Source organism: Streptomyces sp. NPDC093111 (assembly GCF_040683955.1).
Classification (GTDB): Bacteria; Actinomycetota; Actinomycetes; order Streptomycetales; family Streptomycetaceae; genus Streptomyces.
Map to the genome: position 1 here is coordinate 1 of NZ_JBFBNW010000005.1, position 23869 is coordinate 23869.

Sequence of the window (23869 nt, forward strand, 5' to 3'; positions counted from 1 at the left end):
ACCGCCGCGGCGAACGGCGCGATCTTCGCCTCCGCCAGCGCACGGACCGTCTCCCGGAGCATGTCGTGCTCCTCCGACGGGCGATACAGGTCGAAGTCCTTGGCCATGGTCTGGAGCTCCCCTAGCAATGCTTGTGGCACTTTGGCACTGAGTACCCTCAGCAAAACACACTCAGTGCCATGACGCCAGTGGCCAGGGGGCCTGGACCCTCAGACGGCGCGCCGCGGCCGGGTGGTGAGGACCACCGCCGCCGCGAACAGCACCACGTTCTTCACCACGAACTCGCCCACCAGCGTCAACAGCAGCGGATTGGCGTGGTCGAAGGCCAGCTGCGGGGTGACGAGCAGCACGGCGAAGGTGCCGAGCAGGTGCCCGCCGAGCACCGGCAGCAGCGCGGCCTGCGCCCGCCCGGCGATCAGCCACAGGCCGAGGACGATCTCGACCCAGCCGAGCGCGGGCACGAACCAGCCGCCCGTGTCGAACGGCATCACGTCGACGACGAGCTGCGCCGCCGGGCTCAGCCCGATCACCTTCAGGACCCCGAACCAGACGAAGACCCCGCCGAGACCGGCCCGCAGCAGCACCAGGCCGTACCGGTGCAGGCGCGGCGCGAACCGGTCGAAGAGGGCGGCGGGCGAGGTCGGGGGAGTCGTACGGGGGGTGCCGGTCGGGCCGGCGGGGGTGCGGGTGGACGGGGTCAGCTGCGAGGAAACGGTCATGCGCGGCCACTCCAGACGGATCGGTGCGGGATCGGTGAGGTCGGGGCGGACGCACGGCGCCGACGGCCCGGAGGCGGGCCGGGGCCGCGTGTCCTGTGGGGAGCGTCCGGCGGCCGGCGGCCCACGACGCCCCTCCGGGACGGAGGGCGGCCGGGGTGGCCGGGATGACCGGGGTGGACCCGGGCGACCGGGTCGGTGGTGCGGGCTGCACGGTGCGGGTGCCGGGGCCGGGGCAGGGGGGAGAGGGCCTGCCGGAGCCTCGGGAGCCACCGGTACTCGGGGTCGCGAACCGGCCAACGGGCACGACACGCGACGATGCGCCCCGCCCTGAGGACGGGACCCGGTGCCACTCCCCGGCGGTACGGCGTACCCGTCCGCTCGGCGGCGTGGCGCATCGGTCCTGCGGTCGCGCGGTCGGCCGCGCACCGACGGGGCCGACGGCGCCCGGTGCCGACCCACGCTAGCCACTCCCCGGGGCCACGGCGACACCCATCGACTCCTTGCATGCCTCCGATGGAAGAAGCCGATAGGCCGTTGCCCCAGGCGATCAGATCTCGCCAGCCTGAGCTCTGTTCGAACTGTGTTTGACCGATTGATCCGCTCCCGCCCCGCACCACACGCGAAGGAATCCAGGGATGTCTCAGCGACCCGTCTCCACCCCGACCACCCCCGCGGCCCGCACGCCGCTGACCCGGCGCCGGGTGCTCACCGCCTCCGCCGCCGCCGCGGGCGCCTTCGCGCTCGCGTCGGGGACCAGTACGGCCTGGGCGGCGGCCCCCGTCACACAGTTCGAGGCGGAGACCCGCACCGGCCGCCGGGCGCCCGGCGCCGGCGCCGAGCCCAGCGTCGTGGTCCGCTGGAACCAGGCCGCCATGGACGCGATCCTCGGCCGCTACCAGGCCGCCGGCAACCGCTTCGGCCCCGCCACCGTCAACGCCCGCGCCCTCGCGATCATCCACAACTGCATCTACGACGCCTGGGCCTGCTACGACCGCGTCGCCGTCGGCACCCGCTACGGCGGCTCCCTGCGCCGCCCCCGCGCCGAGCGCACCCTGGACAACAAGAACGAGGCCGTCAGCTACGCCGCGCACCTGGCCCTGCTCGACCTCTACCCCGAGTACAAGGTCGCCATCGACTCGATGCTGACCAGCCTCGGCTACGACCCGGCGCGCACCGACCCGGCCCCCAAGAGCCCCGCGTGGATCGGCCGCCGCACCGCGCAGGCCGTCCTCGCCTACCGGCACGCCGACGGCGCCAACCAGCTCGGCACCCCCGCGTACACCGACACCACCGGCTACCAGCCGAAGAACCCGCCGCAGACCGCCGGCGCCTTCGACCCGTCGACCGTGGTCTCCCCCGAGCACTGGAGCCCGCTGATCGTCGGCGGCAAGACGCAGCGCTACCTGACCCCGCAGTTCGCCGTCATGAAGCCCTTCGCGCTCAGCCGCCCCGACCAGTTCACGGTCGCCGCGCCGCCCGCGTACCCCTCGGTCCGGATGACCGCCGCGATCGAGGAACTCCTCGACATCAGCGCTAACCTGACGGACGAGCAGAAGTGCATAGCCGAGTTCTGGCTCAACGACGACGTCACGCCGCCCGGCGCCCAGCAGATGTGGGGCCGTTTCGTCTCCGCCCGTGACGGCCACGGCGTCGACGAGGACGCCAAGCTGTTCTTCGGCCTCAACATGGCCGAGTGCGACGCCGCGATCGGCTCCTGGGCGGTCAAGGCCCAGTACGACTTCGCGCGGCCCTCCACCCTCATCCCGTACGACCGCCGCGGCCAGCGCGTCCAGGCCTGGGGCGGCCCCGGCCAGGGCACCGTCACCATGGACGGCCTCGACTGGCAGGCGTACGTGGCGGTGCCGCCGTTCCCGGCCACCGTCTCCGGGCACAGCACCTTCTCCGGCGCCGCCGCCGAGTTCCTGCGCCGCTTCACCGGCACCGACGCCTTCGGCGACTCGTACCGCTTCAAGGCCGGCACGTCCACCGTCGAGCCCGGTCTCACCCCGCACACCGACACCGTCCTCACCTGGCCCACCTTCAGCGAGGCCGCCCGTCAGGCCGGCATCTCCCGGGTGTACGGCGGCATGCACTGGAGCTTCGACAACGAGCCCGGCATCGAGATGGGCCACCGCATCGGCCGGGTCGTCACCCGCCAGGCCGAGTGTTACTTCACCGGCACGCACCGCTGAGGAGTCGAACGATGACCCAGACCCAGAACGCCACCCCGCCCAGGACGGGCAGCGGCGCGCCGCCGTTCCCGGGGGCCAAGGCCACCGTCCTCGGCACCGTCGCCACCGTCGTCTCGCTGCTGGTCCTCGTGGCCCTCGGCGAGGCCACCGGCCACCTCCTGATGATCGCTCCGCTCGCCGCCACCGCGATGATCATCTGCAGCACGCCCGCGCTGCCGCCCGCCCAGCCCCGCAACGTGCTCCTCGGGCAGGTCGGCTCCGGCGTCCTCGGCCTCGTCGCCGTCGCCGTCTTCGGGCACAACCTGTGGGTCGCGTCCGTCGCCGCCGGCCTCAGCGTCGGCCTCATGCTGCTGCTGCGGGCCGTCCACGCGCCCGCCGCGGCCACCGCCGTCCTCGCGGTCCTCCAGCACCCGGCGCCGGTGAGCTTCCTCGTGCTCCTCACCATCGGCAGCGTCCTGCTCGTCCTCGTCGGCCTGATCGCCTCCAAGGCCGGTGTGATCGCCAAATACCCGACGTACTGGTGGTGAGCCCGATGACCCGAGACACCCTCCTCGTCAGCGCCGAAGACCTCCAGACCCGCCTCGGGCGGAACGACGGCCCCGTCCTGGTCGAGATCACCGACGGCGGCAACGACGGCGGCGGCCGGCCGGGCCGCATCCCCGGCGCCGTGCGCCTCGACTGGACCGGCGACCTCCAGGACCCGGTACGCCGGGACGTCATCGGCCCGGACGCCTTCGCGGAGCTCCTCGGCCGGCACGGCATCGGCCCCGACGACACCGTCGTCTTCTACAGCGGCAACAACAACTGGTGGGCCACCGCCGGCTACTGGCAGTTCCGCCTCTACGGCCACCGCGAGCTGCGGGTCCTCGACGGCGGGCGCGCCCGCTGGGAGGCCATCGGCGGCGCCCTCACCACCGAGGCGCCCGACCGGCCGCGCACCGACTACCCGGTGCCGGCGGGAGCCGACGAGTCCATCCGGGCCCGCCGCGACGACGTGCTCGACCACATCGGGCGCCGCACCCTGCTCGACGTCCGCTCCCTGGAGGAGTACCTCGGGCAGAGCAACACCCCGCCCGGGGTCCCCGAGGACGTCGGCGTCCGCTGCGGTCACGCGCTCTCCGCCGAGCACCTGCCCTGGCACACCGCCATCCACCCCGACGGCACCTTCCGCGACGACGAGGAGCTGCGCGCCGCCTACGGCGCCCTGCCCACCGACCGTCCCACCGTCGTCTACTGCCGGGTCGGCTGGCGCTCCGCCCACAGCTGGTTCGTCCTGCACGAGCTGCTCGGCCTGCGCGACATCCGCAACTACGACGGCGCCTGGCGGGAGTTCGGCTCGCTCATCGGCGCGCCCATCGTCAACGGCCCCCAGCCCTGGGGCCCCGACGGCATCCCGTCCATCGTCGCCCAGCGCGCCGCCTCGGAGGTCACCGCCCGTGCCTGACGTCACCGTCTTCCGCGATGTCCTGCGCAACGGCTTCGAGCAGACCGACCTGCCCTGGGTGCCCTGGACCGAACCCGGCCGCGAGGGCGTCGAGTTCGTCGTCCTGTGGGGCCCCGGCCACGCCGGCGAGGAGGACTCCGCGTCCCTCCTGCTCCGCTTCCCGGCCGGCGCCCACGGCGACTTCCACGAGCACCTGGGCCACGAGCTGATGCTGGTCCTCGACGGCACCCTCGACCACAGCGACGGGCGCCGCTTCCACCGCGGCGACCTGGTGATCGAGGAGCCGGGCACCCGGCACCAGATGTCCAGCGAGACCGGCTGCACCGTCCTCGCGGTCCGCGCCCGCCCGGCGTCCGCGCGGACCCCGCTGCCCGGCGAGATCACCACCGGCGTGGGCGCGGGCGCGCCCGCCGACGCGGCCTGACACAGGGGCCCGGCCCCGCGTCCGGCACCGCCGCCCGTCGCGGCGGCCCGACGCGGCGCCCGGCCCCGCGCGCCCGGCACCGGGCCGCACGTCCCGGGGGCCCGGCCGTCCGGCCGGGTCGCCCGGGGGCCCTCCCGCCACGCCTCCGCCCGCCCGAACGAGCCGCGCGAGGCGTACGGCGACCCCGCACCGAGAGAGCCGCGAGGGCCGCGCGGGCCGTACGAGCCGTACGGCGGCGCGAACCCGCACGAGTCGCGCGAGCCGTACGAGCCGTACGGGGCAGCACGAGCCGCCCGAGCCGTACGAACCATTCCGCACGAGCGCACGAGCGCACAAGCCGCGTAAGCCGTGCGAGCCCCGCGCCCCCGCGCACCCCGCACCACTCCGCATCCGCACCGTCATTGGAGCCACCATGCACCCCTCGTACAGTCCGGACAGCGACAGTCCGCGCCGGGTCCTGCTCACCACCGGATCGTCCGACGCGCACACCTGGAACCTCGTCCACCTCCAGCTGTTCCTGGAGGAGCACGGGCACTCCGTGCTGAACCTCGGACCGTGCGTGCCCGAGCGGCTGCTCGTCGACACCGCCCGGATGACCAACCCCGACCTCGTCGTCCTGTCCTCCGTCAACGGACACGGCCACCAGGACGGCCTGCGCGCCGCGCGCGCCCTGCGCGCGGACCGGCGCACCCAGGACATCCCGATGGTCATCGGCGGTCTCCTCGGCATCTCGCCCGAGGGCGCCGAACAGCGCACCGCCGAACTCCTCGACGCCGGATACGACGAGGTGTACGCCGACGGCACCGCCCCCACCGCCCTGTTGCGGCGGCTCGGCGAGTCCGGCAGGACGGCCGCGGTGCCGGCCGCCCTGCCGAGAGGCGCGTGTACCGGGCGGGCCGCGGCGTGACCCTTGCCGCGCAGCCCGATCTCGGCGCGTTCGTCCAAGAGGCCGCCCAGGCCGGAGAACTCGTCGTCCAGCCCCGTATGGGCATGGTCGCCCCCGAGGCCATGGCCGCCGGCGTCACCGCCGTCGCCGACCTCCCCGAGCGGACCGTGGCCACCCTGACCATCGACAGCTACACCCGCGTCGGCGACCACGCCGCCGCCACCGCCGCCCTGCGCACCGGCCAGCCCCTCAACGGGTTCCCGCTGGTCAGCCACGGGCCCAGAACCACCGCCCGGGTCGCCTCCGCGGCCGGCCGCCGCACTCCGGTCCAGGTCCGGCACGGCTCCGCCGACCCGATGGCCATCTTCCGCACCATGACCGCCGCCGGGCTCGCCGCGAGCGAGGGCGGCCCCGTCTCGTACTGCCTGCCCTACGGGCGCACCCCGCTCGCCGAGTCCGTTTCCGCCTGGCGCGACTCCGTGCAGTTCCTCACCGAGGAGAGCCGCAACCAGGGCCGCCGCGCCCACCTGGAGTCCTTCGGCGGCTGCCTCCTCGGCCAGCTCTGCCCGCCGTCCCTGCTCGTCGCCGTCTCCGTCCTGGAGTGCCTGTTCTTCGCGGCGAACGGCGCCACCAGCGTCTCCCTCTCCTACGCCCAGCAGACCCACGCCGCCCAGGACGCGGGCGCGCTCGCCGCGCTGCGGCGGCTCGCCGACGAACTCCTGCCGCCCACCGTGGACCGGCACGTCGTGCTCTACACGTACATGGGCGTCTACCCGCGGACCGTGCCCGGCGCCCGGCTGCTGCTGCGCCGCAGCGCCGAACTCGCCGTACGCGGCGGGGCACAGCGCCTCATCGTCAAGACCGAGACCGAGGCGCACCGCATCCCCACCGTCGAGGAGAACCTGACCGCGCTCAGGGTCGCCGCCGACGCGGCCCGCGCGGCCCGCGCCCGGCCGCACGCCGCCGGTCCGCCGGCCGCGGGCGGCGCGGACGCGGAGGAGATCCTGGCCGAGGCCCGCGCCCTGGTCGGCGCCGTCCTCGCGCTCTCCGACGACCTCGGCGTCGCGCTCCTGAAGGCCTTCGACCGGGGCCTGCTCGACGTCCCGTTCTGTCTGCACCCGGACAACCGGGGCGAGGCCCGCTCGGCCGTCGCCGCGGACGGCCGGCTCCAGTGGACCGACCTGGGCGCCCTGCCGCTGCTCACCACCAGCCGGAGGACCACCCCGATGACCTCGCGTCAGCTCTCCGGGATGCTCGGCCGGGTCGCCCGCGAGCACGACCTGGCGGCCGAGACCGACCCGCCGCCCGAGCCCGCCCCGCCGCCGGTCCAGCGCTGCCTCGCGGACCCCGTCCGCCCGCCGTTACGGGTGGCCTTCGCGGGCATGGGACCGCGCGGCCTGTCCGTACTGGAACGGCTCGCCGCCCACTGCGCCGAGCACCCGCCGGGCCGCCGGATCGAGGTGTACGCGATCGACCCGCACGAGACGGGGGCGGGCCGGATCTGGCGCACCGACCAGTCGCCGTGGTTCCTGATGAACACCCCGGCGCAGGAGGTCACCATGTTCTCCGGCCCGACCGACGCCGGCCCGCACCGGCCCGGCGCGGGCCCCAGCCTCGCCGAGTGGTGGGCGGAGGACGACCCCGAGCACGCGGAACCGGAGGGCTACGCGCCGCGCCGGGTCTACGGGCGCTACCTCGCGTACGTGATGGAGCGCGTCGAGGCGACCCTGCCGCCGTGCCTGACCGTGCACCGGGTCCCGGCCCGGGTGATCTGCGCGGACCGGGTGGAGGCGGCCGAGGGCACCGGCGCCTTCGGCGCCGTCGGCGAGGGGACGCACCGGCTGCGGCTCGACCGCGGCGACGTCCTCACCGTCGACCGGCTGGTCCTCACCACCGGGCACCCGGTCAACGAACCCGACGCGCGGCAGCGCGAGTGGACCGGCTTCGCCCGCGCCCACTCGACGCCCGCCCGCCCCGTCCGGTACGTGCCCGGCGGCGCCGCCGACGAGGGCGAGCTGGCCGACATCCCGGCGGGCGCCCGCGTCGGCGTCATCGGCATGGGGCTCACCTTCTACGACGTGCTGGCCGAGCTCACCCTGGGGCGCGGCGGCACGTTCACGGAGGGCGGCGACGGGCTGCGCTACCTGCCGAGCGGCAAGGAGCCGCGGATCCACGCCGGTTCGCGCGGCGGGGTGCCGGTGCTGACCCGGGGCCTCAACCAGAAGGAACCCGGCCACCGCTACCGCCCGGTGCTCTTCACCCCCGAGCGGATGACGCGGCTGCGCGCCGAGCACGCGCCGCTCGACTTCGAGCGGTCCGTGCTGCCGTGGCTGCTCGCCGAGGTGAACACGGTGCTGCTCGCCACCCGCATCCGGCAGGTCCACGGGCCCGACGCGGCCCGGGAGTTCACCGAGCGGGCGGAGGAGGCGCTGGCCCTGACGCCGGAGCTCCCGGTGCTCCAGCGGCTCGCCGCCGGCTACCGGGTCGACCCGCTGCCGCTGACCGGACTCGACGAGCTGGCCCGCCCGTTCGGCGACCGCAGGTTCGGTTCGCCGGCGGAGTTCCACAAGGTGCTCACCGAGTGGCTGCGCGCCGACCTCGGCGACGCCAGGCTCGGCAACGCGGACGGCCCGATGAAGGCGGCGGCGGACGTCCTGCGGGACGTGCGGCAGACCCTCCGCGGGGTCGTCGACTTCGGCGGGCTCACCCCGGAGTCGCACCGCTGGTTCCTCGCCGCGTTCGGGCCGGTCGCCTCGCTCGTGTCGACCGGGCCGCCACAGCTGCGGTCCGAGCAGTTCCTCGCGCTCCTCGCGGCCGGCGTGCTCGAACCGGTGGGCCCCGGCGCCCGGTTCGGCACCGACCCCGTCGAGGGACGGTTCACGGTCGAGTCGGACCGGGTGGAGAACTCGTGGACCCCGCTCGACGTCCTCGTCGACGCGCGGGTCCCCACCACCGACGTCGCCGCGGACCGCGATCCGCTGATCCGCGGCCTGCTGGCCGACGGGCGGATCCGGTCCTTCGTCAACGCGGTCGAGCGGCCCGAGGGCGGCACGTCGGAGTTCGACACCGGCGGCATGGACTGCACGGACGCGCCGTTCCACCCGATCGGCGCGGACGGGGAGCCGGACCGGGCCACCCACGTGCTGGGCATCCCGAGCGAGCACACCCGCTGGTTCACCCAGGTGGGCAGCGGGCGTCCCGGCCCGTGGGGCTCCTTCACCAAGGACGCCGACGCGATCGCGTCGGCGCTGATGGGAGCGGCGGAATGAGCGTCACGACGGGGCACGGCGCCGCGTACGCCGAGCACCGGGCGACGGCGGCCCACGAGGAGTACCGGGCCGCCCGGGACCTGCTGCTGCGGCTGCGCGGCGACCACGAGGCGGCCTCGGCCGCCTTCCGCTGGCCCCGCGCCCCGCACTTCAACTGGGCCCTGGAGTGGTTCGACGTCGTCGCCGAGGGCAACGAGCGCACCGCCCTGGAGATCCTCGGCCGGCCGGCCCCGGACGGCTCCGTACCGGTCGCCGACCGCGTCACCTTCGCCGAACTCGCGGCCCGCTCCGACGAGGTGGCCGTCTCCCTGGCGGAGGCGGGGGTGCTGCGCGGCGACCGGGTGCTGATCCTGCTCGGCACCCGTACGGAACTGTGGGAGACGCTCCTGGGCTGCATCAAGCTGGGCGCGGTCGTCGTCCCCGGCTACCAGGACCTCACCCGCGACGAGGCCGCCGACCGGATCGCGCGCGGCGGCATCCGGCACGTCGTCTGCGCACCGGAACTCGTCTACCTGATGGGCGAGTTGCCGGTGCCTGGCCTGCGGATGGCGCCGGGGACGGCGGGACTGCCCGGCTGGACCGCGTACCCCGACACGCGCGACGCCGGCCGGCGCCGCCCCTTCCTCCCGGCCGGCCCGTCCCGCTCGGCCGATCCGTCCTTCTGCTACTTCACCTCCGGGACCACCTCGCTCCCGAAACTGGTCGAGCACTCCCACGCCGGGTACGGTGTCGGGCACCTCTCCAGCCTGTACTGGAGCGGCCTGCACCCCGGCGACCGGCACCTCAACCTGTCCGCGCCCGGCTGGGCCAAGCACTCCTGGTCCAGCTTCTTCGTCCCCTGGACGGCCGGGGCCACCGTCGTCGCGCCCCCGGACGGCGGACTCCCGCCGTCCGTGCTGCCCGGCGTCCTCACCACCCAGCGGATCAGCAGCCTCTGCGCCCCGCCGAGCGCCTGGCGGGCGATGCTCCCGTACGTGACGGACGGCCGGGGCGCGCCCCGGCTGCGGGAGGCGACGGCGGCGGGGGAGCCGCTGACGGCGGAGGTGACGGACCGGATCGAGTCGGCCTGGGGGGTACGGGTCAGGGACGGCTACGGCCAGACGGAGGCCACCGCCCTCATCGGCCGCGCCCCCGACACCCCGGCCCCGCTGTCCCCGCTGGGCCACCCGCTGCCGGGCTACCGCATCGTGCTGCGCGACCCGGAGACCGGCCTGGCGGGGGAGTCGGGGGAGGTGTGCGTGGACCTGACGGAGCGCCCGCCGGGGCTGATGCGGGGATACGTGGACCACGCGGGCACGGGCGGCGGCACGGCCGGTCCCGACCCCCGTACCGCGGCCGTCTTCGCGGACGGCCTGTACCGGACGGGGGACCGGGGCGAGCGCCTCGCCGACGGGTCGATCCGGCTGCTCGGGCGGATGGACGAGGTGTTCAAGTCGTACGGGCACCGGGTCTCCCCGATGGAGATCGAGGCGGTCCTGCGCTCGCACCCGGCGGTCGCGGACGCGGCCGTGATCCCCTGCCGGGACGAGTCCGGCGGCCTCGCCCCGTACGCCGTGGTCGAGGCCCGGAACGCCTATCCGCCCGAGCTCCTGGAGCGGGAGCTGATCGCCCTCGCGGCGAAGCGACTGGCCCCGGTGTTCGTGCCGAAGGGCGTGGACCTGGTGCCGCGGCTGCCCCGCACCCGCTCGGGCAAGGTCCGCCGGGGCGCGCTGCGGCCGGGCGGCGGGGTGGTGGCCTAGGCACGGTCAGGGGGCGGCGCACCCGGTGGGGTGTGCCGCCCCCTCTCGTCGTGCGGTCCGCCGAGGGCCGGGCCGTGTCGGGGCGGTCCCGCCCGGCTCGCGGGCGGAGCGCGCGCGCGAGGGCGGCACGCGCGAGGGTGGCGTCGCCGGGCGCTCGCACGCACGGACGCACCGGACGCCGGGAGTCCTCGCCGTCGTGGCCGCGCTCGCGAGCCCTGGCCCGTCGAGCCGTGGCCGTCGCGCCCTGGCTCGCGGGCCCTGCCCCGCGGGCCGGCGGGGGCGCTGGGTTCCGGGCGTGACCTAGGGCGTGATCTAGGGCGTGATCTAGGGCGCGTCCGTCGCCGGCTCGCGTGCGGCGGTGTGGAGGAGGACCGTGGCGATCGCGCGGGCGCGGACCGCGGCTTCGGTGGTGCCTTCGCGCAGGGCCGTGACGATCGCGCCGTCGCCGAGGAGGGCGAGCTGGCGGGCGAGGGTCTCGTGCTCGCGGTAGCCGCCCTCGGCGAGCAGTCCGTCGAGGCGGGCGATGACCCGTTCCTTGTGCTCGGCGGCCACGTGGTGGGCCGGGCTCTCGGGGTCGGCCGTCTCGACCATCGTGTTGATGAAGGCGCAGCCGCGGAAGTCGGCCGAGGCGAAGCGCTCGGCGAGTCCGTCGAAGAGGGCGAGTGCCAGTTCCTCCGGATCGCGGCCGGAGGCTTCGATCCGGCCGTCGAGCCAGGCCCGCCACATGCCGTCGCGCCGCCGCAGCACCTCGACGACCACGTCGTCCTTGCTGGGGAAGTGCCGGTAGAAGGAGGCGCGGCCCACCCCGGACTCGGAGAGGATCCGCTCGATGCCGACGGCCCGGATGCCCTCCTCGTAGAAGAGCCGCTCCGCCGCGCTGAGGAGCCGTTCTTTAGCGTTCGTGGCCATACCAGACGGTACCACTCGGTTCCGTTGTGCCGGGATCCCCGTACCGGACCGAACGCCTCCCGTTGCGTCAGATGGAACCGATCGGTACCGTCAGGATGGTACCGATCAGTTCCATCTTGGTCCGGCTCAAGGAGAGCTCCATGCCCCGCCTGCCCCAACTGACCGTCGACACCGCCAACGAGGAGCAGCGCGAGCTGCTCGAAGGCACCCTCAAGCAGCTCGGCAAGCTGCCCAACCTCTACGCCGCCCTCGCCAACGGCCCGGCCGCCCTTCGTGGTTACCTCGCCCTGCGCGAGTCGCTGGTCGGCGGCAGCTTCAACGCGCGGCAGCGTGAGCAGCTGGCGCTCTACATCGCCCAGCGCAACGACTGCACCTACTGCGTCTCCGCGCACACCATGCGCGGCGGCAAGGTCGGCCTGAGCGAGCAGGACCTGCTCGCCACCCGCCGCGGCACCGACGCCGGCGACCCGCACATGGACCAGGTGCTGCGGATCACCGGAGCGATCATGGAGAGCGGCGGCCGGGTGAGCGACGCCGCCCTCACCGACGCCCGCGCCGCCGGTGTCTCCGACGCCGAACTGGCCGAAATTGTCGGACATGTGGCGCTCAACGTGCTGTCCAACTTCTTCAATCACGTTGCGCAACCGGAGTTGGACTTTCCGTTGGTCCCGGCCCAGCTGGCCGAGTAGAGTCTTCGCGGCCGACCAGGGGTGCCGGCGCGCGACACAGCGTGCCGGCACCCCTGTGGTGTGACAGACCGACTGGGGCGATCGAACGGGTGGCGTGACCGGCCATCCGAGTCCAGCTGCCGCCGGGGTGCGGCAAGGGGGTTATTCACGTGGACATCGACGCAAGAACCCTGAGAACCTTTCGCGAGGTGACCCTGACCGGGTCCTTCACCCAGGCGGCCCGCCGCCTCGGGTACTCGCAGTCCAGCGTCACCGCGCAGATGCGCGCGCTGGAACGACAGGTGGGGGAGCCTGTCTTCGAACGACTGCCCAGCGGCGTGCGCCTGACCCGCGCCGGTACCGTCCTGACCGAGTACGCGCGTCAGATCCTCACCCTCGTCGGCGAGATGGAGACCGCCCTGCGCCGCCCCGCGGCCAACCCGCCGCGGATGACCGTCGGCATCGTCCCCGCCCTCGCGTACGGACAGCAGCTCGCCCGGGTGACCCACATCGGCCGACGCCTGCTCTCCGGCGTCCAGTTGGCCCTTCGGGTCATGGGCACCGCCGAGATCCACGACGCCTTCCGCGCCGGATCGATCGACGGCGCCCTCGTCCTGACCGTGGTCGAGGCCGAGGATCCCACCGCGCTGCCCGCCGGACTGCCCGACCAGCCGCGCGTCGAACGTCCCGACGACCTCACCGAAGTACGGGTCCAGGAGGTCGAGTTCGTGCCCGTCACCGGCGTCTCGCGGGCCCGGGGACGCGCCTCGGCCGGCCGCCAGGTGGTCATCGCGGACCCCGACTGTCCCTCGCAGCGCTGGCTGCCCGAATTCCTCCGGCTCCGCTCCGACGGGCCGCCCGAGATCCACGAACTCGGCTCCATGGCCGGAGTCCGTGCCGCCGCCCAGTCCGGGCTCGGCTGCGCGATGCTCCCGATGGCGCTCGCCACCTCCCCGCGCGAGGCCCCGGGGCTGCGCCCGCTGCCCGGCGTCCCCCGGATGCGCTGGAACGCCTCGCTCGTCTCCGCGCGCGTCGACGACCGCCCCGCGCTCGACTGGGAGAACCTCACGGAGACGCTCCGTCAGGCCACCGCCCTCGCCTGCGCGGTCGATCCCGGCCACCGCGAGGACCCGGCCGTGCTCCCCGCCCTCGACACGGGCGTCGCGGGCCGGCCCACCCCCTGAACGGTGTCACGGCACACCGCCCCCTCCCCGGACCCACACCCCCGACCGGGCCCCGAGGGCGGCGGTGCGCCGTGGCACCTCTCCTTCTCCGCGCGTGCGCAGACGCGACCGCTACAGGTCGAACTCGTGCGGCGGCAGATCGAGCGCGAAGCAGGCCTCGCGGACCACGGCCTGCTCCGTCTTGTCGAAGTCGCCGTCGGCGCCGCCGATGACGATGCCGATCTGCACGACCGCGCGGGCCTCGGCCGGCTTCTTCTTCGCCTTGGCGATCTCCTGGAGCACGCTGACCTTGCCGAAGTCGAAGTCGGCGGCCAGCTTGTCGAGGTTGGCGTCGAAGCGGCGCTGCAGATCCGTCGCGTCGAAGTTCTGCAGCACCTCGTTGGAGGCGATCAGCTGGGCGACGCGGCGCCGCTCCGACGGGTCGATCGAACCGTCCGCGGCGGCGACCAGCGCGCACATCGCCATGCTCGCGTCGCGGAACGCGCCGCTCTTGAGGTCGTTCTTCTTCGCCACCAGCTGGGTCTGCATCGTCGATGCGGACTCCTTGATGCGGTCCCACAGGGCCATGTGCAAGCACTCCAGACGTCGGTTGTTTCTACTGGCCTGTAGAACGTACCAGCGGGGCGGGTGGTTCCCGCCCCTGCCTACGATGAGGACATGCCGGAACGTCAAACCCACGAGCGGAGCCCGGGCCCGCCCGAACTCGCCGCCGCGGCCGCCGTCTTCGCCCTCCTCGCCGACCCCACCCGCCTCCAGCTCGTCTGGCTGCTCACCAAGGGCGAGGCCGACGTGAGCGCCCTGACCGAGGCGTGCGGGGCCTCCCGGCCCGCGGTCAGCCAGCACCTCGCCAAGCTGCGGATCGGCGGTCTCGTCCAGTCCCGCAGGGACGGGCGGCGGGTCGTGTACGCGATGCCGGACGGGCACCTCAAGCGACTGGTCGTCGAGGCGGTCAGCCGCGCCGACCACGAGGTGAGCGGAGAGCCCTGGCACGACTGACCCGGCGAGCGCCCGGCGCCCGGCGCTCGCCGGGGCGGCCGGCCGGTCGTATGGCGTCAACATGTGCGCAATCGCGCACGTGTCGGTTACGGTGGATACGTGCCGCCCGTGCCGTCCGCGCCCTCCGCGCTCCCGGTGGTCTCCGTACTGCGCCACCGCACCTACCGGCGACTCTTCGCCGCCCAGGTCGTCGCCCTCCTGGGCACCGGCCTCGCCACCGTCGCCCTCGGCCTGCTCGCCTACGACCTCGCCGGCGCCGACGCCGCCCAGGTCCTCGGCACCGCCCTCGCCCTCAAGATGTGCGCCTACGTCGCCGTCGCCCCGTTCGCCGCGGCCCTCGCGGCCCGGGTGCCCCGGCGCGCCCTGCTCGTCTGCGCCGACCTCGTCCGGGCCTGCGCCGCGCTCGCCCTGCCCTTCGTCGACCAGGTCTGGCAGATCTACGGCCTGATCCTGCTGCTCCAGGCCGCGTCCGCCACCTTCACGCCGGTCTTCCAGGCGACCGTCCCCGACGTCCTGCCCGAGGAGCGCGCCTACACCGAGGCCCTGTCGCTCTCCCGGCTCGCCTACGACCTGGAGAGCCTCGTCTCACCGGTCCTCGCCGCCGCGCTCCTCGCCCTCGTCCCGTACCCCTGGCTCTTCAGCGGCACCGCGGCGGGCTTCCTCGCCTCCGGGCTGCTCGTGCTCTCCGTCGCCCTGCCGCGCCCGCCCGCGCCCGACCCGGACCGGAAGGGGCGCCGCCCGGGCGCCGGCTCCGGAGCCCGGCTCTTCCTCGCCACCCCACGACTGCGCGCCCTGCTCGCCCTCGACCTGGCCGTGGCCGCGGCGGGCGCCCTGGTCCTGGTCGGCACCGTCGTCCTCGTCCGCGACACCCTCGGGCGGCCCGCCGCCGACGTGCCGCTCGCGCTCGGCGCGTACGGGGCGGGCTCCATGGGCGTCGCGCTGCTGCTGCCCCGCCTCCTCGACCGGCTCGACGAACGCCGGCTCATGCTGACCGGCGCCTTCGCCCTGCCCGGCGTCCTCGGACCGCTCGCGCTCGTCCTCGCCGCCCCGCCCGGCGCCTGGCCCTGGCCCGGGCTGCTCGCCGGCTACCTGCTGGTCGGCGCGGCCACCTCCGCCGTCCTCACCCCCAGCGGGCGGCTGCTGCGCCGCTCGGCCGCCTCGGGCGACCTGCCCGCCGCGTTCGCCGCCCAGTTCTCGCTCTCGCACGCCTGCTGGCTGCTCGCCTACCCGCTGGCCGGGCTCCTCACCACCCGCGCGGGCCCCGCGCCGACGGCGGCGGTCCTGGGAGGGCTCGCCCTGGCCGCCGCGCTGGCCGCGGCCCGCCTGTGGCCCCGTACGGACCCGGTCGCCCTGGCGCACCTCCACCCCGAGCTGCCGGCCGACCACCCGCACCTGGCGGGAGCGGCCGGCCCGCACAGCCACGCCTTCCACATCGACGCCCTGCACCGGCGCTGGCCGGCGCACGCCCCGTGACGCGGAACGCGGAACGGCGGTGGGGCAGGAGCCCCACCGCCGTTCACGCGATGCAGTGCCGTACGGCCCGCCGGATCAGACCGCCGGAGCCGGGAAGGTCGGGTACTCGACGCCCGAGACGTGCTGGACGACCCGGATGACCTGGCAGGAGTAGCCGAACTCGTTGTCGTACCAGAGGTACAGGATCGCGTTGTCGCCGTCGACCTTGGTCGCGCCGGCGTCCACGATCGACGAGTGGCGCGAGCCCACGAAGTCCATCGAGACCGCGTCGGGCGCCGTGGTGAAGTCGATCTGGCGCTTCAGCGGCGAGTGCAGCGAGACGTCGCGGAGGTACTCCAGGACCTCCTCGCGGGTGGTCTCGCGGCCCAGGCGCAGGCTGAGGATGGCGATCGAGACGTCCGGGACGGGGACGCGGATCGAGCTGCCGGTGATCGGGGCCTTCAGCTCCGGCAGCGCCTTGGCGACGGCCGAGGCGGCACCGGTCTCGGTGATCACCATGTTCAGCGGCGCGGACCGGCCACGACGGTCGGCCTTGTGGTAGTTGTCCAGCAGGTTCTGGTCGTTCGTGAACGAGTGGACGGTCTCCACGTGACCGCGCAGCACACCGTACTCGTCGTCCATCGCCTTCAGCGGCGGGACGATCGCGTTGGTGGTGCAGGACGCGCAGGAGATGACCTGCTCGTCCGGCTTGATCGTGTCGTGGTTGACGCCGTGCACGATGTTCGGGACGTCGCCCTTGCCCGGAGCCGTCAGCACGACCTTGTCGATGCCGGGGCGCAGGTGCTTGGACAGACCCTCGCGGTCGCGCCACTTGCCGGTGTTGTCGATCAGGATGGCGTTCTCGATGCCGTACGCCGTGTAGTCGACCTCGGAGGGGTCGTTGGCGTAGATGACGCGGATCGAGTTGCCGTTGGCGACGATCGTGCTGTTCGCCTCGTCGACGGTGATGGTGCCCTGGAACTGGCCGTGGATCGAGTCCCGGCGCAGCAGCGAGGCGCGCTTCACGATGTCCTCGGCGGCCCGGTCGCCGCCGCCTCGGACGACGATGGCACGCAGGCGCAGACCGTTGCCGGAGCCGGCCTTCTCGATGAGCAGGCGGGCGACCAGGCGGCCGATGCGGCCGAAGCCGTACAGGACGACGTCACGGCCGTCGCTGCGCGCGATCTTGTTGGCGCCGATGGCACCGGCGACGGCGTCGGCGGTGAACTCCGCCACCGACAGACCGCGGTCGTCGGCCTTGTACTCCGCGGCCAGCATGCCGATGTCGATCTGGGACGGGCCCAGGTCGAGGGTGGTGAGCGCCTCGAGGAACGGCATCGTCTCGGTGACCGAGAGCTCCTCGCCGTCGATCTGGCGGGCGAATCGGTGGGTCTTGAGAATGCTCACCACCGACTTGTTCACCAGGGAGCGGCTGTGCAGGAGGACGGTGACGTCCTGCTCCCGGTGCAGCCTCCCGATGATCGGAATCATGGACTCCGCGATCTCCTCGCGGTTCTTCCAGTTTGTGAACGAGTCCTCGTTGACAGTCACAGAAAGCATCTCTCGATCGAGCTAGGCAGTGCTCATATGCTAACCCGACGGTCATCCCGTCCTTCAAGGGGTCCCCGGCGAGGCGGTCGTCACGTCGCCGAGAACCGGCCATTCCGGTCATGAGCGGAGCGTCACCACCCCACCGCGGCCCGGACCCCCGCCCGACGCCGCGCCGGTGACAACACCCACCCCACGAACCGCCGTTGAGCGGCAGAAGGACGCCCGGACGCCTACCGGACCGAGGCCCGGCCCGACACAATCCCCCTATGACGATCACGCCGGCCACCCCGAGCGCACCGCCGAGGCGCAGCACCACCCTCCACCTCGCCCGCGGAATCCTCACCGGCGCCGTGATCGGGAGCTCGCTCGCCGCACTCGTCGTCGGCACCATCCTCGAACGCGTCCCCCTGCTGGTCGGCGGCCTGGCCGTCCCCGTGGCCTACGGACTGCTGCTCCTCGCCGCCGGCGCGCCCGCGCGCCGGCGCGAGGCGGCCGTCGTCCCCCGCACCGCGCTCGCGATGATCGAGAGCCTGCGCGCCACCAGCGGAGAGGGCAGCGACGCGTCCGTCCGCTTCGACCTCACCGTCGCCCCGGACGACGGGCCGGCGTACCGCGTCGAGTCCACGCAGTACATCAACCTCGTCGACCTGCCCGACTACAAACCGCGCGGCATCGTCGTCGTCCAGTACCCGCCGCACCAGCCGTGGGCCGTGAAGCTCGTGAAGCGGCCGACACCGGAGTGGGAGGACCGCGCGGCCGGGGCCCGCATCGACTCGGCGCCCGGCCCGGTCCTCGCGGGCGAACCGACCGGCGGCAGCACCTTCGCCGGCTACCTCACGCTCCTCGCCCTGCTGCTCGCCGCGGCCGGCGTGGTCTACCTCTTCCGGGCCGAACTCTTCGGCCCCGACGACACCACCGCACGGCCCCCCTCGGCCGCCGGGCCCGCCGACCCCGACACCCCGACCACCACGATCGTCTCGGCGGCCTCCGGCACCGTCGCCCTCGGCCCCGGACAGTCCATGTTCGACGAGGGCCGGCTGCGCCACGCGGTCGACTCGCTCACCAAGGGCGAGAAGAAGCGCCAGGCCCTCACCGTCGTCGTGCAGGACCGCCTCCTGACGGTCGTCTTCACCCCCACGGGCTCGCAGGCCCCCGGCTTCGACCTGGACGCCCTGCCCTACCCGCGCATCCCCGCCCTCGTCCGGGAGGCCAGGACCACCCTCGGCGTCCGCTCCCCACGGACCTGGCAGCTCACCGCCGAGAGCCTGACCGGCTCCCTCACCCTCAGGGTCGGCGTGACCGGCACCGACGGAGCCGCCTCGCTGGAGGCGAACGGCGACGGCGAGATCGTGCGGCGCATCCCGGCGCGCTGACCCGGCGAGCCGACAGCTTGGACCAGTGGGACCAGGAGGAGCACAGATGGGCTGGCACGGATTTCTGGCGTTGTGGTGCGGCGTTCTCGGCACCGTCGCGCTGGTCGGCTACGGGCGGTCACTGGCCGGGGTCACCGCCGGCCAGCGGGCGGTCCGCGTCATGGGCCGGATCGAGCGGGTCGGAGAGCCGCGGCACGGGAGCTCCGGGCGCGAGGGGATCGCCGTGGTCGTCACCTTCCGCGACCCCTCCACCGGGCAGGAGTTCACCGTCACCAACGACGGCGAGCACGGAGACCGGATCAGCACGGCCTGGACGGGCCGGGAGATCGGCATCCGCTACCCCCCGGGCCGACCGCACGCCTACCGCTTCACCACCGACCCGGACGAGGGCCGGCTGGGAATCGGCTGGCCCAACTTCGCCGTCTTCCTGATCTACGTCGGACTGGTCGTCGTCGCCTCGGTCGACTGGGGCTGGCCGTGGGCCCTGATCGGCTTCGGAGCGCCCTGGACCCTGCTGGGCGCGACCTACCTGCCCGGGGCCGTCCGCGACACGCGCCTGCGCGTCGAAAGCCTCGCCTCCGGCGGCCCGGTACCCGGCCGCGTCATCGCCGTGCTGAAGGACGTCACCGTCGACGAGGACGGCGACACCGTCACCAGCCACACCCCGGTCGTCGCCTTCACCACCCGCGACGGCACCGCCGTCACCGCCTACCGCACCCATGGGCTGCGCGACCCCGCCAAGGCGCACGGCCGGGAGCTCACCATCCACTACCGGCCCGACGACCCGGTCGCCTTCACCACGGACCTCGCCGCCGAACACCGCTCCCGCGTCGGCGAGATCGTGTTCGGCGTCGGGGCGCTCCTCGTGGGGGTGGCGGCGCTCGTGGCGGGAGGGATCCTGATCGCGGGCTGACACCCACCGGCTCAAGAGGAGCCGGTGGGCGCGGCCGACGCGCCGATGACAACCGACGCGACCGGCCGACCGATTGACTCGACGTCAGGCGACCGCGAGAACGGGCGAGTTGCCCGTCACCCCCTCGTCGTGCCGCAGCAGGGCGAGCAGTGCGGCCCGGGCTCGTGCCACGCGTGAGCGGACGGTGCCGACGGGGCAGCCGATGGCTTCGGCGGCTTCTGCGTAGGGCAGGCCGAGGAGTTGGGTGAGGACGAAGGCGTTGCGGCGTTCGTCGGGGATGGTGGACAGGAGGTCGGTGAGGGCGATGCCGTCCTCGAAGCCGGGCAGGTCGCGGGGTTGTGCGTGTTCGGCGGCGGTCTGCCAGTCGTCGCGGTCGGAGAGTCGGGGTCGGGCGGCGGCGTGGCGGAGGCTGTCGACGACGGTGCGTCGTGCTATCGAGAGCAGCCAGGTGCGGGCGGAGGAGCGGCCTTCGAAGCGGGGCAGGGCGGCGAGGGCTCTGAGGAACACCTCCTGGGTGAGGTCGTCGGCCGCTTGGCGGTCGGCGCTGAGGTAGGCCACGTAGCGCCAGACGTCGCGGTGGAGCGCGCGGACGAACTGGTCGGCTTTCGTGGGGTCTCCGTCCCGGGCGGCGAGGGCCAGCAGGGTGGTGGCGGCGTCGGACTCGGCGGAGTGGTGGGTACGGGGGTGAGGCCGGGTCCGCGTGCCGGGCTGTGTCGGGGGGCGGTCGCGGGAGGGGTCTCGGGTGGGATCGGGGGTGGGATCGAAGGTGGGATCGGGGGTGGGGTCCTGGCTGAGGGCAGGGGTCATCGCCACAGGTCCTTGGGTCCTTGAAGGAAGGCGGAGGGTACGGCCTGCCGGAGGGCACGGCCGAGGCCCGAGCGGCGGCCGTGTGAGGGCCGGCAGGCTCGGGGAACCAGCTGTCGGATCAGATGACAGCGCCTGCCGGCGGTGGACCCCGCGAGACGAGGGAGTGGGCGAGATGAAGCCGCCGGGGCGCCCGCTCGTCAGCCGGGCGTACGGGGCGGAAACGCGGCCGGTCCACGGGGACGGGCACGACGGCGAGGAGCAGACCGAGCGGCCGGAACAGTCCGGCGGGCAGCGCCCGCAGCAGCCGGAACGCCCCGCGCTCCCCGTGTGCGAGCCACAGACCGCTGAGCAACGCGGCCAGCAGGTGCGCCGCGAGCATGCCGGAGGACGAGGAGAGCGAGAAGCCCGACAGATGGGCCGGGACGGACGGATCGGCCAGGTCGCCGAGCGAGGACACCGTCGACGCCATGTCGTGGGCGCCGGCCGCGGCCGGCAGCCGCTCCATGACCGGATGCCCCGCGTGCCCGGACGCCTCACCCATGTCCATGCCCATGCCCGCGTGTGCCGCCGCGCCGCCGGACTGCGCCCAGGAGAACACCGAGTGCAGCGCCGACTGCACCGCCACGGCCGCCGCCGTCACCGCGCACAGGCCCCGCTCGCGGGCGCCCACGGCCCAGGCGGCCGCCGCCGTCGCCGCGAAGGCCGCGGCCAGCACCCAACCGCCCACCGGACGGCCCGACATCAGGATGTGGCCGGTGGCCGCGAGCAGCACGCAGACGGCCGCGAACAGGGCGGCCCGTACCGCACGCGCTAATCGGCCCGGTGTCATGGCGTGCCCATCCTCGCACCCCTCCCCGGTGGCCTGCCCGCCCCCACGAACCGTGGACGACATGCCTACGCGACATGTGGTCCGTCCCACAAGAGGGCCCGGGAACTCCCCGGCCGCCCCGGCCGACTCCTCCTCACGGAACCGTCCCGGAGGCACCGGGCGCGGCACGGGGGAGGGCTGACGGTTGAACGACGGGCGCCCGGCGCGCGGGCTGACCGCGCTGCTCACGACGGCCATGGCGTTCTCGATGATGCAGCTGTTCCTGCTCGGCGCGCTCGGGCCGCGCCTGGTGGAGCGGCTCGGCGTCTCCGAGACCCTGCTCGGTCTGACCACCACCGTCGGCTTCGGCACGGCCGCCGTCCTGTCGCCGCTCGGCGGCCGGATCGTCGACCGCATCGGCCCCCGGCGCGCGCTCGTCACCCTCCTCGGGCTGTCGGCGCTCGCCCTGGCCCTGATCGGCGCCGCGCCCGGACCGGGCTTCCTGCTGGCCGCGGTCGCCCTCGGCGGCCTACCCCAGGCCCTGGCCAACCCGGCGACCAACAAGGCGATCCTGGCGGCCGTCCCGCCCGCCCGCAGGGGCGCGGTCACCGGCACCAAGCAGTCCGGGGTGCAGGTGGGCGCGTTCGTCGCGGGCCTGCCCCTCGCCTCCGCCGCGGGCGTGCTCGGCTGGCGGGGCGCGGTGTGGGCGGCGGCCGCGGTGGCGCTGCTCGCCGCCGCGTGGGCCTGGCACATGGTGCCGCCGCACATGTCACCCGCACCCACACCACCCGGCGGACCGGCGGCGGGGGACCGGCGCACGGTCGGCTGGCTCGCCGCCTTCTCCGTCTTCCTCGGCGCGGGCATCGCGTCCGTCAACACCTACCTCGCGCTGTACGGCGCCGGGCCGCTCGGCATGGGCCCGGCCGTGGCCGGCGCCCTGGTCGCCGTCCTCGGCCTCGCCGGCATCGCGGGCCGCGTCGGCTGGTCCCGCGCCGCCGTGCCCGGCCGCGCCCCGTGGCTGCCCGGCGGGCTCGCCGCCGGAGCGGTGGCCGCCGCCGCGCTGCTTGCCCTCGCCGCGCACGCCCCGCCGCTGGTGTGGGCGGGGGCGGTCGCCGTGGGCGGGTTCGCCGTCGCCGGCAACGCCGTCTCCATGGTGCTGGTCCTCCAGCGCTCCGCCCCCGGGCGCGCCGGACAGGACTCGGCGCTCGTCGCCGCGGGCTTCTTCACCGGATTCGCCGTCGGCCCACCGCTGTTCGGGACGCTCGCCGCGAGCGGCCGGTACGACCAGGGCTGGCTCCTGGTCGCCGCCGAGTTCGGCGCCGCCGGGGCCGTCGCCCTCACCTGGGCGCTGCGGGACCGCCGTACGAGGGAGTGCGTCGCGTGAGCGTCCCGGACTGGGCCGAGCCGGCCCTCGCCGTCGTCCTCCACCGGGTCGGCCGGACCGCCCGACAGGTCGGCTCCCGCTTCCCCTTGTACGCGGAGCCCGGCGACGGGCGCTGGACGACGACCGGCCGCGGCTCCTGGACCGGCGGCTTCTGGGCCGGGCTGCTGTGGCTGCGTGCCCGGCACCGGGCCGGGGTCTCCCCGTCGGACGTCCTCGCCGCCTCCGCGTGCACGGCCCGCCTCGCGCCCTGGGCCGGCTCCGACACCGCGACCCGCGGGCTCATCCTCTGGTACGGGACCGCGCTGGCCTTCGAGGACAAGGGCGCCGACGCGCTGCGGGCCCGCGCGGCCCGGAGCGTCCTCGACGCGTGGGACCCGCGTCACGGCCTCGTCCCCTGGGGCGCGGCGCTCGGCGGCGAGCGGCTGCGGGCCAGGGCGGACGGAGTGCCCGGCCTCGTACCCCTGCTCGCCGCCGCCGGACCCGAGGGCCGGCGGGCGGCCGACGCGCACCTGCGCCGGCACCTCGACCTGTGCCTGCCCGGCGACGGACGGCGCCCCCAGCCCTCCTGGCGCTACGACGAGACGTCCGCCACCTGGACCGCGGCACCCGAACCGGCCGCCGGCTGGACCCGGGGCGAGGCCTGGCTCCTCCTCGCGGTGGCCGACGGCCTCCTCGGCGTCGGCGCGGACCGGTCGGCGACCGGTCCCGCCCCCGACCACCGCCCCGGCACCGCGACCCTGGCCGAGGCGGCCGAACAACTCCTCCGCACCGGCGAGTTCCTCACCGGCCCGCTCATCCCGCCCGCCGACGCCCGCCACCCCGACGGCCCCCTCGACACCTCCGCCGCCGCCATCGCCGCCGTGGCCCTCCGCAAACTCGCCCTGGTCCCCGACGCCCCCTGGACCACCGCCTGCTCGGCCCGCTCGGACGCGATCCTGCACCGCCTCGTCCACGCCCACCTCACCCCCTCCGACGGCACCCGCCCGGGCGGCATGCTCCTGGACGGCTGCTACGACTCGGCCGAACGCACCGCCGTCTGGCACGAACTCGTCTGGGGCGACTTCTTCCTCGCCCTGGGCCTCGCCGCCCTCCGCGGCGACGTGGACCTGACCCGGGTCTGAGGAGCCCCGTACCCGGCGGTGCCGGAGCGC

General features: G+C 74.7%; 21 protein-coding genes. 15 read left to right on the forward strand and 6 right to left on the reverse strand.

Annotated elements, in window-relative coordinates; translation table 11 throughout:
• Positions 1–209: 209 nt before the first annotated feature.
• Positions 210–719: a hypothetical protein gene (locus AB0Q96_RS09345; RefSeq protein ID WP_365323335.1), complete on the reverse strand. Its 510-nt coding sequence runs from the start codon at positions 717–719 to the stop codon at positions 210–212.
• Between the two features lie 635 nt (positions 720–1354).
• Here AB0Q96_RS09345 and AB0Q96_RS09350 point away from each other — a divergent pair.
• The 7 genes from AB0Q96_RS09350 to AB0Q96_RS09380 all read left to right on the forward strand — a co-directional run bounded on the left by AB0Q96_RS09350 (position 1355) and on the right by AB0Q96_RS09380 (position 10673).
• Positions 1355–2911, forward strand: coding sequence for a vanadium-dependent haloperoxidase (locus AB0Q96_RS09350; protein WP_365323337.1), 1557 nt, complete (start codon positions 1355–1357; stop codon positions 2909–2911).
• Between the two features lie 11 nt (positions 2912–2922).
• Positions 2923–3438: an HPP family protein gene (locus AB0Q96_RS09355; protein WP_365323338.1), complete on the forward strand. Its 516-nt coding sequence runs from the start codon at positions 2923–2925 to the stop codon at positions 3436–3438.
• A gap of 5 nt (positions 3439–3443) precedes the next feature.
• Entirely contained in the window at positions 3444–4355 is a 912-nt protein-coding gene (locus AB0Q96_RS09360) for a sulfurtransferase (RefSeq protein WP_365323340.1), read from the forward strand.
• Positions 4348–4779 carry a cupin domain-containing protein gene (locus tag AB0Q96_RS09365; protein WP_365323342.1) on the forward strand — a complete coding sequence of 144 codons (432 nt, stop codon included), beginning with the start codon at positions 4348–4350 and terminating at the stop codon, positions 4777–4779. The genes AB0Q96_RS09360 and AB0Q96_RS09365 overlap by 8 nt, the downstream gene beginning before the upstream one ends.
• A 412-nt stretch (positions 4780–5191) precedes the next feature.
• A complete protein-coding gene (locus AB0Q96_RS09370; protein WP_365323344.1) occupies positions 5192–5686 on the forward strand; it encodes a cobalamin-dependent protein in 495 nt (164 codons plus the stop codon).
• Complete coding sequence (locus AB0Q96_RS09375) at positions 5683–8934, forward strand: FAD/NAD(P)-binding protein (protein ID WP_365323346.1); 3252 nt, start codon at positions 5683–5685, stop codon at positions 8932–8934. Before AB0Q96_RS09370 ends, AB0Q96_RS09375 begins: the two co-directional genes overlap by 4 nt.
• Positions 8931–10673 carry an AMP-binding protein gene (locus AB0Q96_RS09380; RefSeq protein ID WP_365323348.1) on the forward strand — a complete coding sequence of 581 codons (1743 nt, stop codon included), beginning with the start codon at positions 8931–8933 and terminating at the stop codon, positions 10671–10673. The genes AB0Q96_RS09375 and AB0Q96_RS09380 overlap by 4 nt, the downstream gene beginning before the upstream one ends.
• A 324-nt stretch (positions 10674–10997) precedes the next feature.
• Here AB0Q96_RS09380 and AB0Q96_RS09385 read toward each other — a convergent pair whose 3' ends face one another.
• Entirely contained in the window at positions 10998–11582 is a 585-nt protein-coding gene (locus tag AB0Q96_RS09385) for a TetR/AcrR family transcriptional regulator (RefSeq protein WP_365323350.1), read from the reverse strand.
• 140 nt (positions 11583–11722) lie between these two features.
• On the opposite strand from AB0Q96_RS09385, the gene AB0Q96_RS09390 reads away from it, so the two are divergent.
• Positions 11723–12271: a carboxymuconolactone decarboxylase family protein gene (locus AB0Q96_RS09390; RefSeq protein WP_365323352.1), complete on the forward strand. Its 549-nt coding sequence runs from the start codon at positions 11723–11725 to the stop codon at positions 12269–12271.
• 149 nt (positions 12272–12420) lie between these two features.
• The gene (locus tag AB0Q96_RS09395; protein WP_365323354.1) at positions 12421–13434 is read left to right on the forward strand and encodes a LysR family transcriptional regulator; all 1014 of its coding nucleotides are present in this window, start codon (positions 12421–12423) and stop codon (positions 13432–13434) included.
• A gap of 111 nt (positions 13435–13545) precedes the next feature.
• Here AB0Q96_RS09395 and AB0Q96_RS09400 read toward each other — a convergent pair whose 3' ends face one another.
• Positions 13546–14001, reverse strand: coding sequence for a TerB family tellurite resistance protein (locus tag AB0Q96_RS09400; RefSeq protein ID WP_329425426.1), 456 nt, complete (start codon positions 13999–14001; stop codon positions 13546–13548).
• A gap of 90 nt (positions 14002–14091) precedes the next feature.
• Here AB0Q96_RS09400 and AB0Q96_RS09405 point away from each other — a divergent pair, with 90 nt between their 5' ends.
• Both AB0Q96_RS09405 and AB0Q96_RS09410 read left to right on the forward strand, forming a co-directional pair.
• A complete protein-coding gene (locus AB0Q96_RS09405; RefSeq protein ID WP_365323356.1) occupies positions 14092–14430 on the forward strand; it encodes a metalloregulator ArsR/SmtB family transcription factor in 339 nt (112 codons plus the stop codon).
• A 135-nt stretch (positions 14431–14565) separates the two neighbouring features.
• Positions 14566–15903: an MFS transporter gene (locus tag AB0Q96_RS09410; protein WP_365324032.1), complete on the forward strand. Its 1338-nt coding sequence runs from the start codon at positions 14566–14568 to the stop codon at positions 15901–15903.
• Positions 15904–15978: 75 nt separating this feature from the next.
• On the opposite strand, the gene AB0Q96_RS09415 is transcribed toward AB0Q96_RS09410, so the two are convergent.
• Positions 15979–17433: a glyceraldehyde-3-phosphate dehydrogenase gene (locus tag AB0Q96_RS09415; protein WP_365324034.1), complete on the reverse strand. Its 1455-nt coding sequence runs from the start codon at positions 17431–17433 to the stop codon at positions 15979–15981.
• Positions 17434–17699: 266 nt separating this feature from the next.
• On the opposite strand from AB0Q96_RS09415, the gene AB0Q96_RS09420 reads away from it, so the two are divergent.
• Together AB0Q96_RS09420 and AB0Q96_RS09425 are read left to right on the forward strand one after the other, a co-directional pair.
• The gene (locus tag AB0Q96_RS09420) at positions 17700–18806 is read left to right on the forward strand and encodes a hypothetical protein (RefSeq protein WP_365323358.1); all 1107 of its coding nucleotides are present in this window, start codon (positions 17700–17702) and stop codon (positions 18804–18806) included.
• Positions 18807–18852: 46 nt separating this feature from the next.
• Positions 18853–19719: a DUF3592 domain-containing protein gene (locus tag AB0Q96_RS09425; protein WP_365323360.1), complete on the forward strand. Its 867-nt coding sequence runs from the start codon at positions 18853–18855 to the stop codon at positions 19717–19719.
• 84 nt (positions 19720–19803) lie between these two features.
• Here AB0Q96_RS09425 and AB0Q96_RS09430 read toward each other — a convergent pair whose 3' ends face one another.
• Positions 19804–20526, reverse strand: a complete 723-nt coding sequence (locus AB0Q96_RS09430) for a sigma-70 family RNA polymerase sigma factor (protein ID WP_365323362.1) — start codon at positions 20524–20526, stop codon at positions 19804–19806.
• A 118-nt stretch (positions 20527–20644) separates the two neighbouring features.
• The gene (locus tag AB0Q96_RS09435) at positions 20645–21355 is read right to left on the reverse strand and encodes a hypothetical protein (RefSeq protein WP_365323364.1); all 711 of its coding nucleotides are present in this window, start codon (positions 21353–21355) and stop codon (positions 20645–20647) included.
• Positions 21356–21539: 184 nt separating this feature from the next.
• Here AB0Q96_RS09435 and AB0Q96_RS09440 point away from each other — a divergent pair, with 184 nt between their 5' ends.
• Together AB0Q96_RS09440 and AB0Q96_RS09445 are read left to right on the forward strand one after the other, a co-directional pair.
• Complete coding sequence (locus tag AB0Q96_RS09440; protein ID WP_365323366.1) at positions 21540–22718, forward strand: MFS transporter; 1179 nt, start codon at positions 21540–21542, stop codon at positions 22716–22718.
• A complete protein-coding gene (locus AB0Q96_RS09445) occupies positions 22715–23839 on the forward strand; it encodes a sugar ABC transporter permease (protein ID WP_365323368.1) in 1125 nt (374 codons plus the stop codon). Before AB0Q96_RS09440 ends, AB0Q96_RS09445 begins: the two co-directional genes overlap by 4 nt.
• The last annotated feature ends 30 nt before the right edge of the window (positions 23840–23869 follow it).

Excerpts from the sequence above, each read along its gene's own strand:
- AB0Q96_RS09360 (WP_365323340.1), top strand. The coding sequence starts at position 3,444 with ATGACCCGAGACACCCTCCTCGTCAGCGCCGAAGACCTCCAGACCCGC.
- AB0Q96_RS09420 (WP_365323358.1), top strand. The coding sequence starts at position 17,700 with ATGACGATCACGCCGGCCACCCCGAGCGCACCGCCGAGGCGCAGCACC.
- AB0Q96_RS09400 (WP_329425426.1), bottom strand. The coding sequence starts at position 14,001 with ATGGCCCTGTGGGACCGCATCAAGGAGTCCGCATCGACGATGCAGACC.
- AB0Q96_RS09370 (WP_365323344.1), top strand. The coding sequence starts at position 5,192 with ATGCACCCCTCGTACAGTCCGGACAGCGACAGTCCGCGCCGGGTCCTG.
- AB0Q96_RS09390 (WP_365323352.1), top strand. The coding sequence starts at position 11,723 with ATGCCCCGCCTGCCCCAACTGACCGTCGACACCGCCAACGAGGAGCAG.
- AB0Q96_RS09430 (WP_365323362.1), bottom strand. The coding sequence starts at position 20,526 with ATGACCCCTGCCCTCAGCCAGGACCCCACCCCCGATCCCACCTTCGAT.
- AB0Q96_RS09380 (WP_365323348.1), top strand. The coding sequence starts at position 8,931 with ATGAGCGTCACGACGGGGCACGGCGCCGCGTACGCCGAGCACCGGGCG.
- AB0Q96_RS09435 (WP_365323364.1), bottom strand. The coding sequence starts at position 21,355 with ATGACACCGGGCCGATTAGCGCGTGCGGTACGGGCCGCCCTGTTCGCG.
- AB0Q96_RS09355 (WP_365323338.1), top strand. The coding sequence starts at position 2,923 with ATGACCCAGACCCAGAACGCCACCCCGCCCAGGACGGGCAGCGGCGCG.
- AB0Q96_RS09345 (WP_365323335.1), bottom strand. The coding sequence starts at position 719 with ATGACCGTTTCCTCGCAGCTGACCCCGTCCACCCGCACCCCCGCCGGC.
- AB0Q96_RS09385 (WP_365323350.1), bottom strand. The coding sequence starts at position 11,582 with ATGGCCACGAACGCTAAAGAACGGCTCCTCAGCGCGGCGGAGCGGCTC.
- AB0Q96_RS09350 (WP_365323337.1), top strand. The coding sequence starts at position 1,355 with ATGTCTCAGCGACCCGTCTCCACCCCGACCACCCCCGCGGCCCGCACG.
- AB0Q96_RS09425 (WP_365323360.1), top strand. The coding sequence starts at position 18,853 with ATGGGCTGGCACGGATTTCTGGCGTTGTGGTGCGGCGTTCTCGGCACC.
- AB0Q96_RS09405 (WP_365323356.1), top strand. The coding sequence starts at position 14,092 with ATGCCGGAACGTCAAACCCACGAGCGGAGCCCGGGCCCGCCCGAACTC.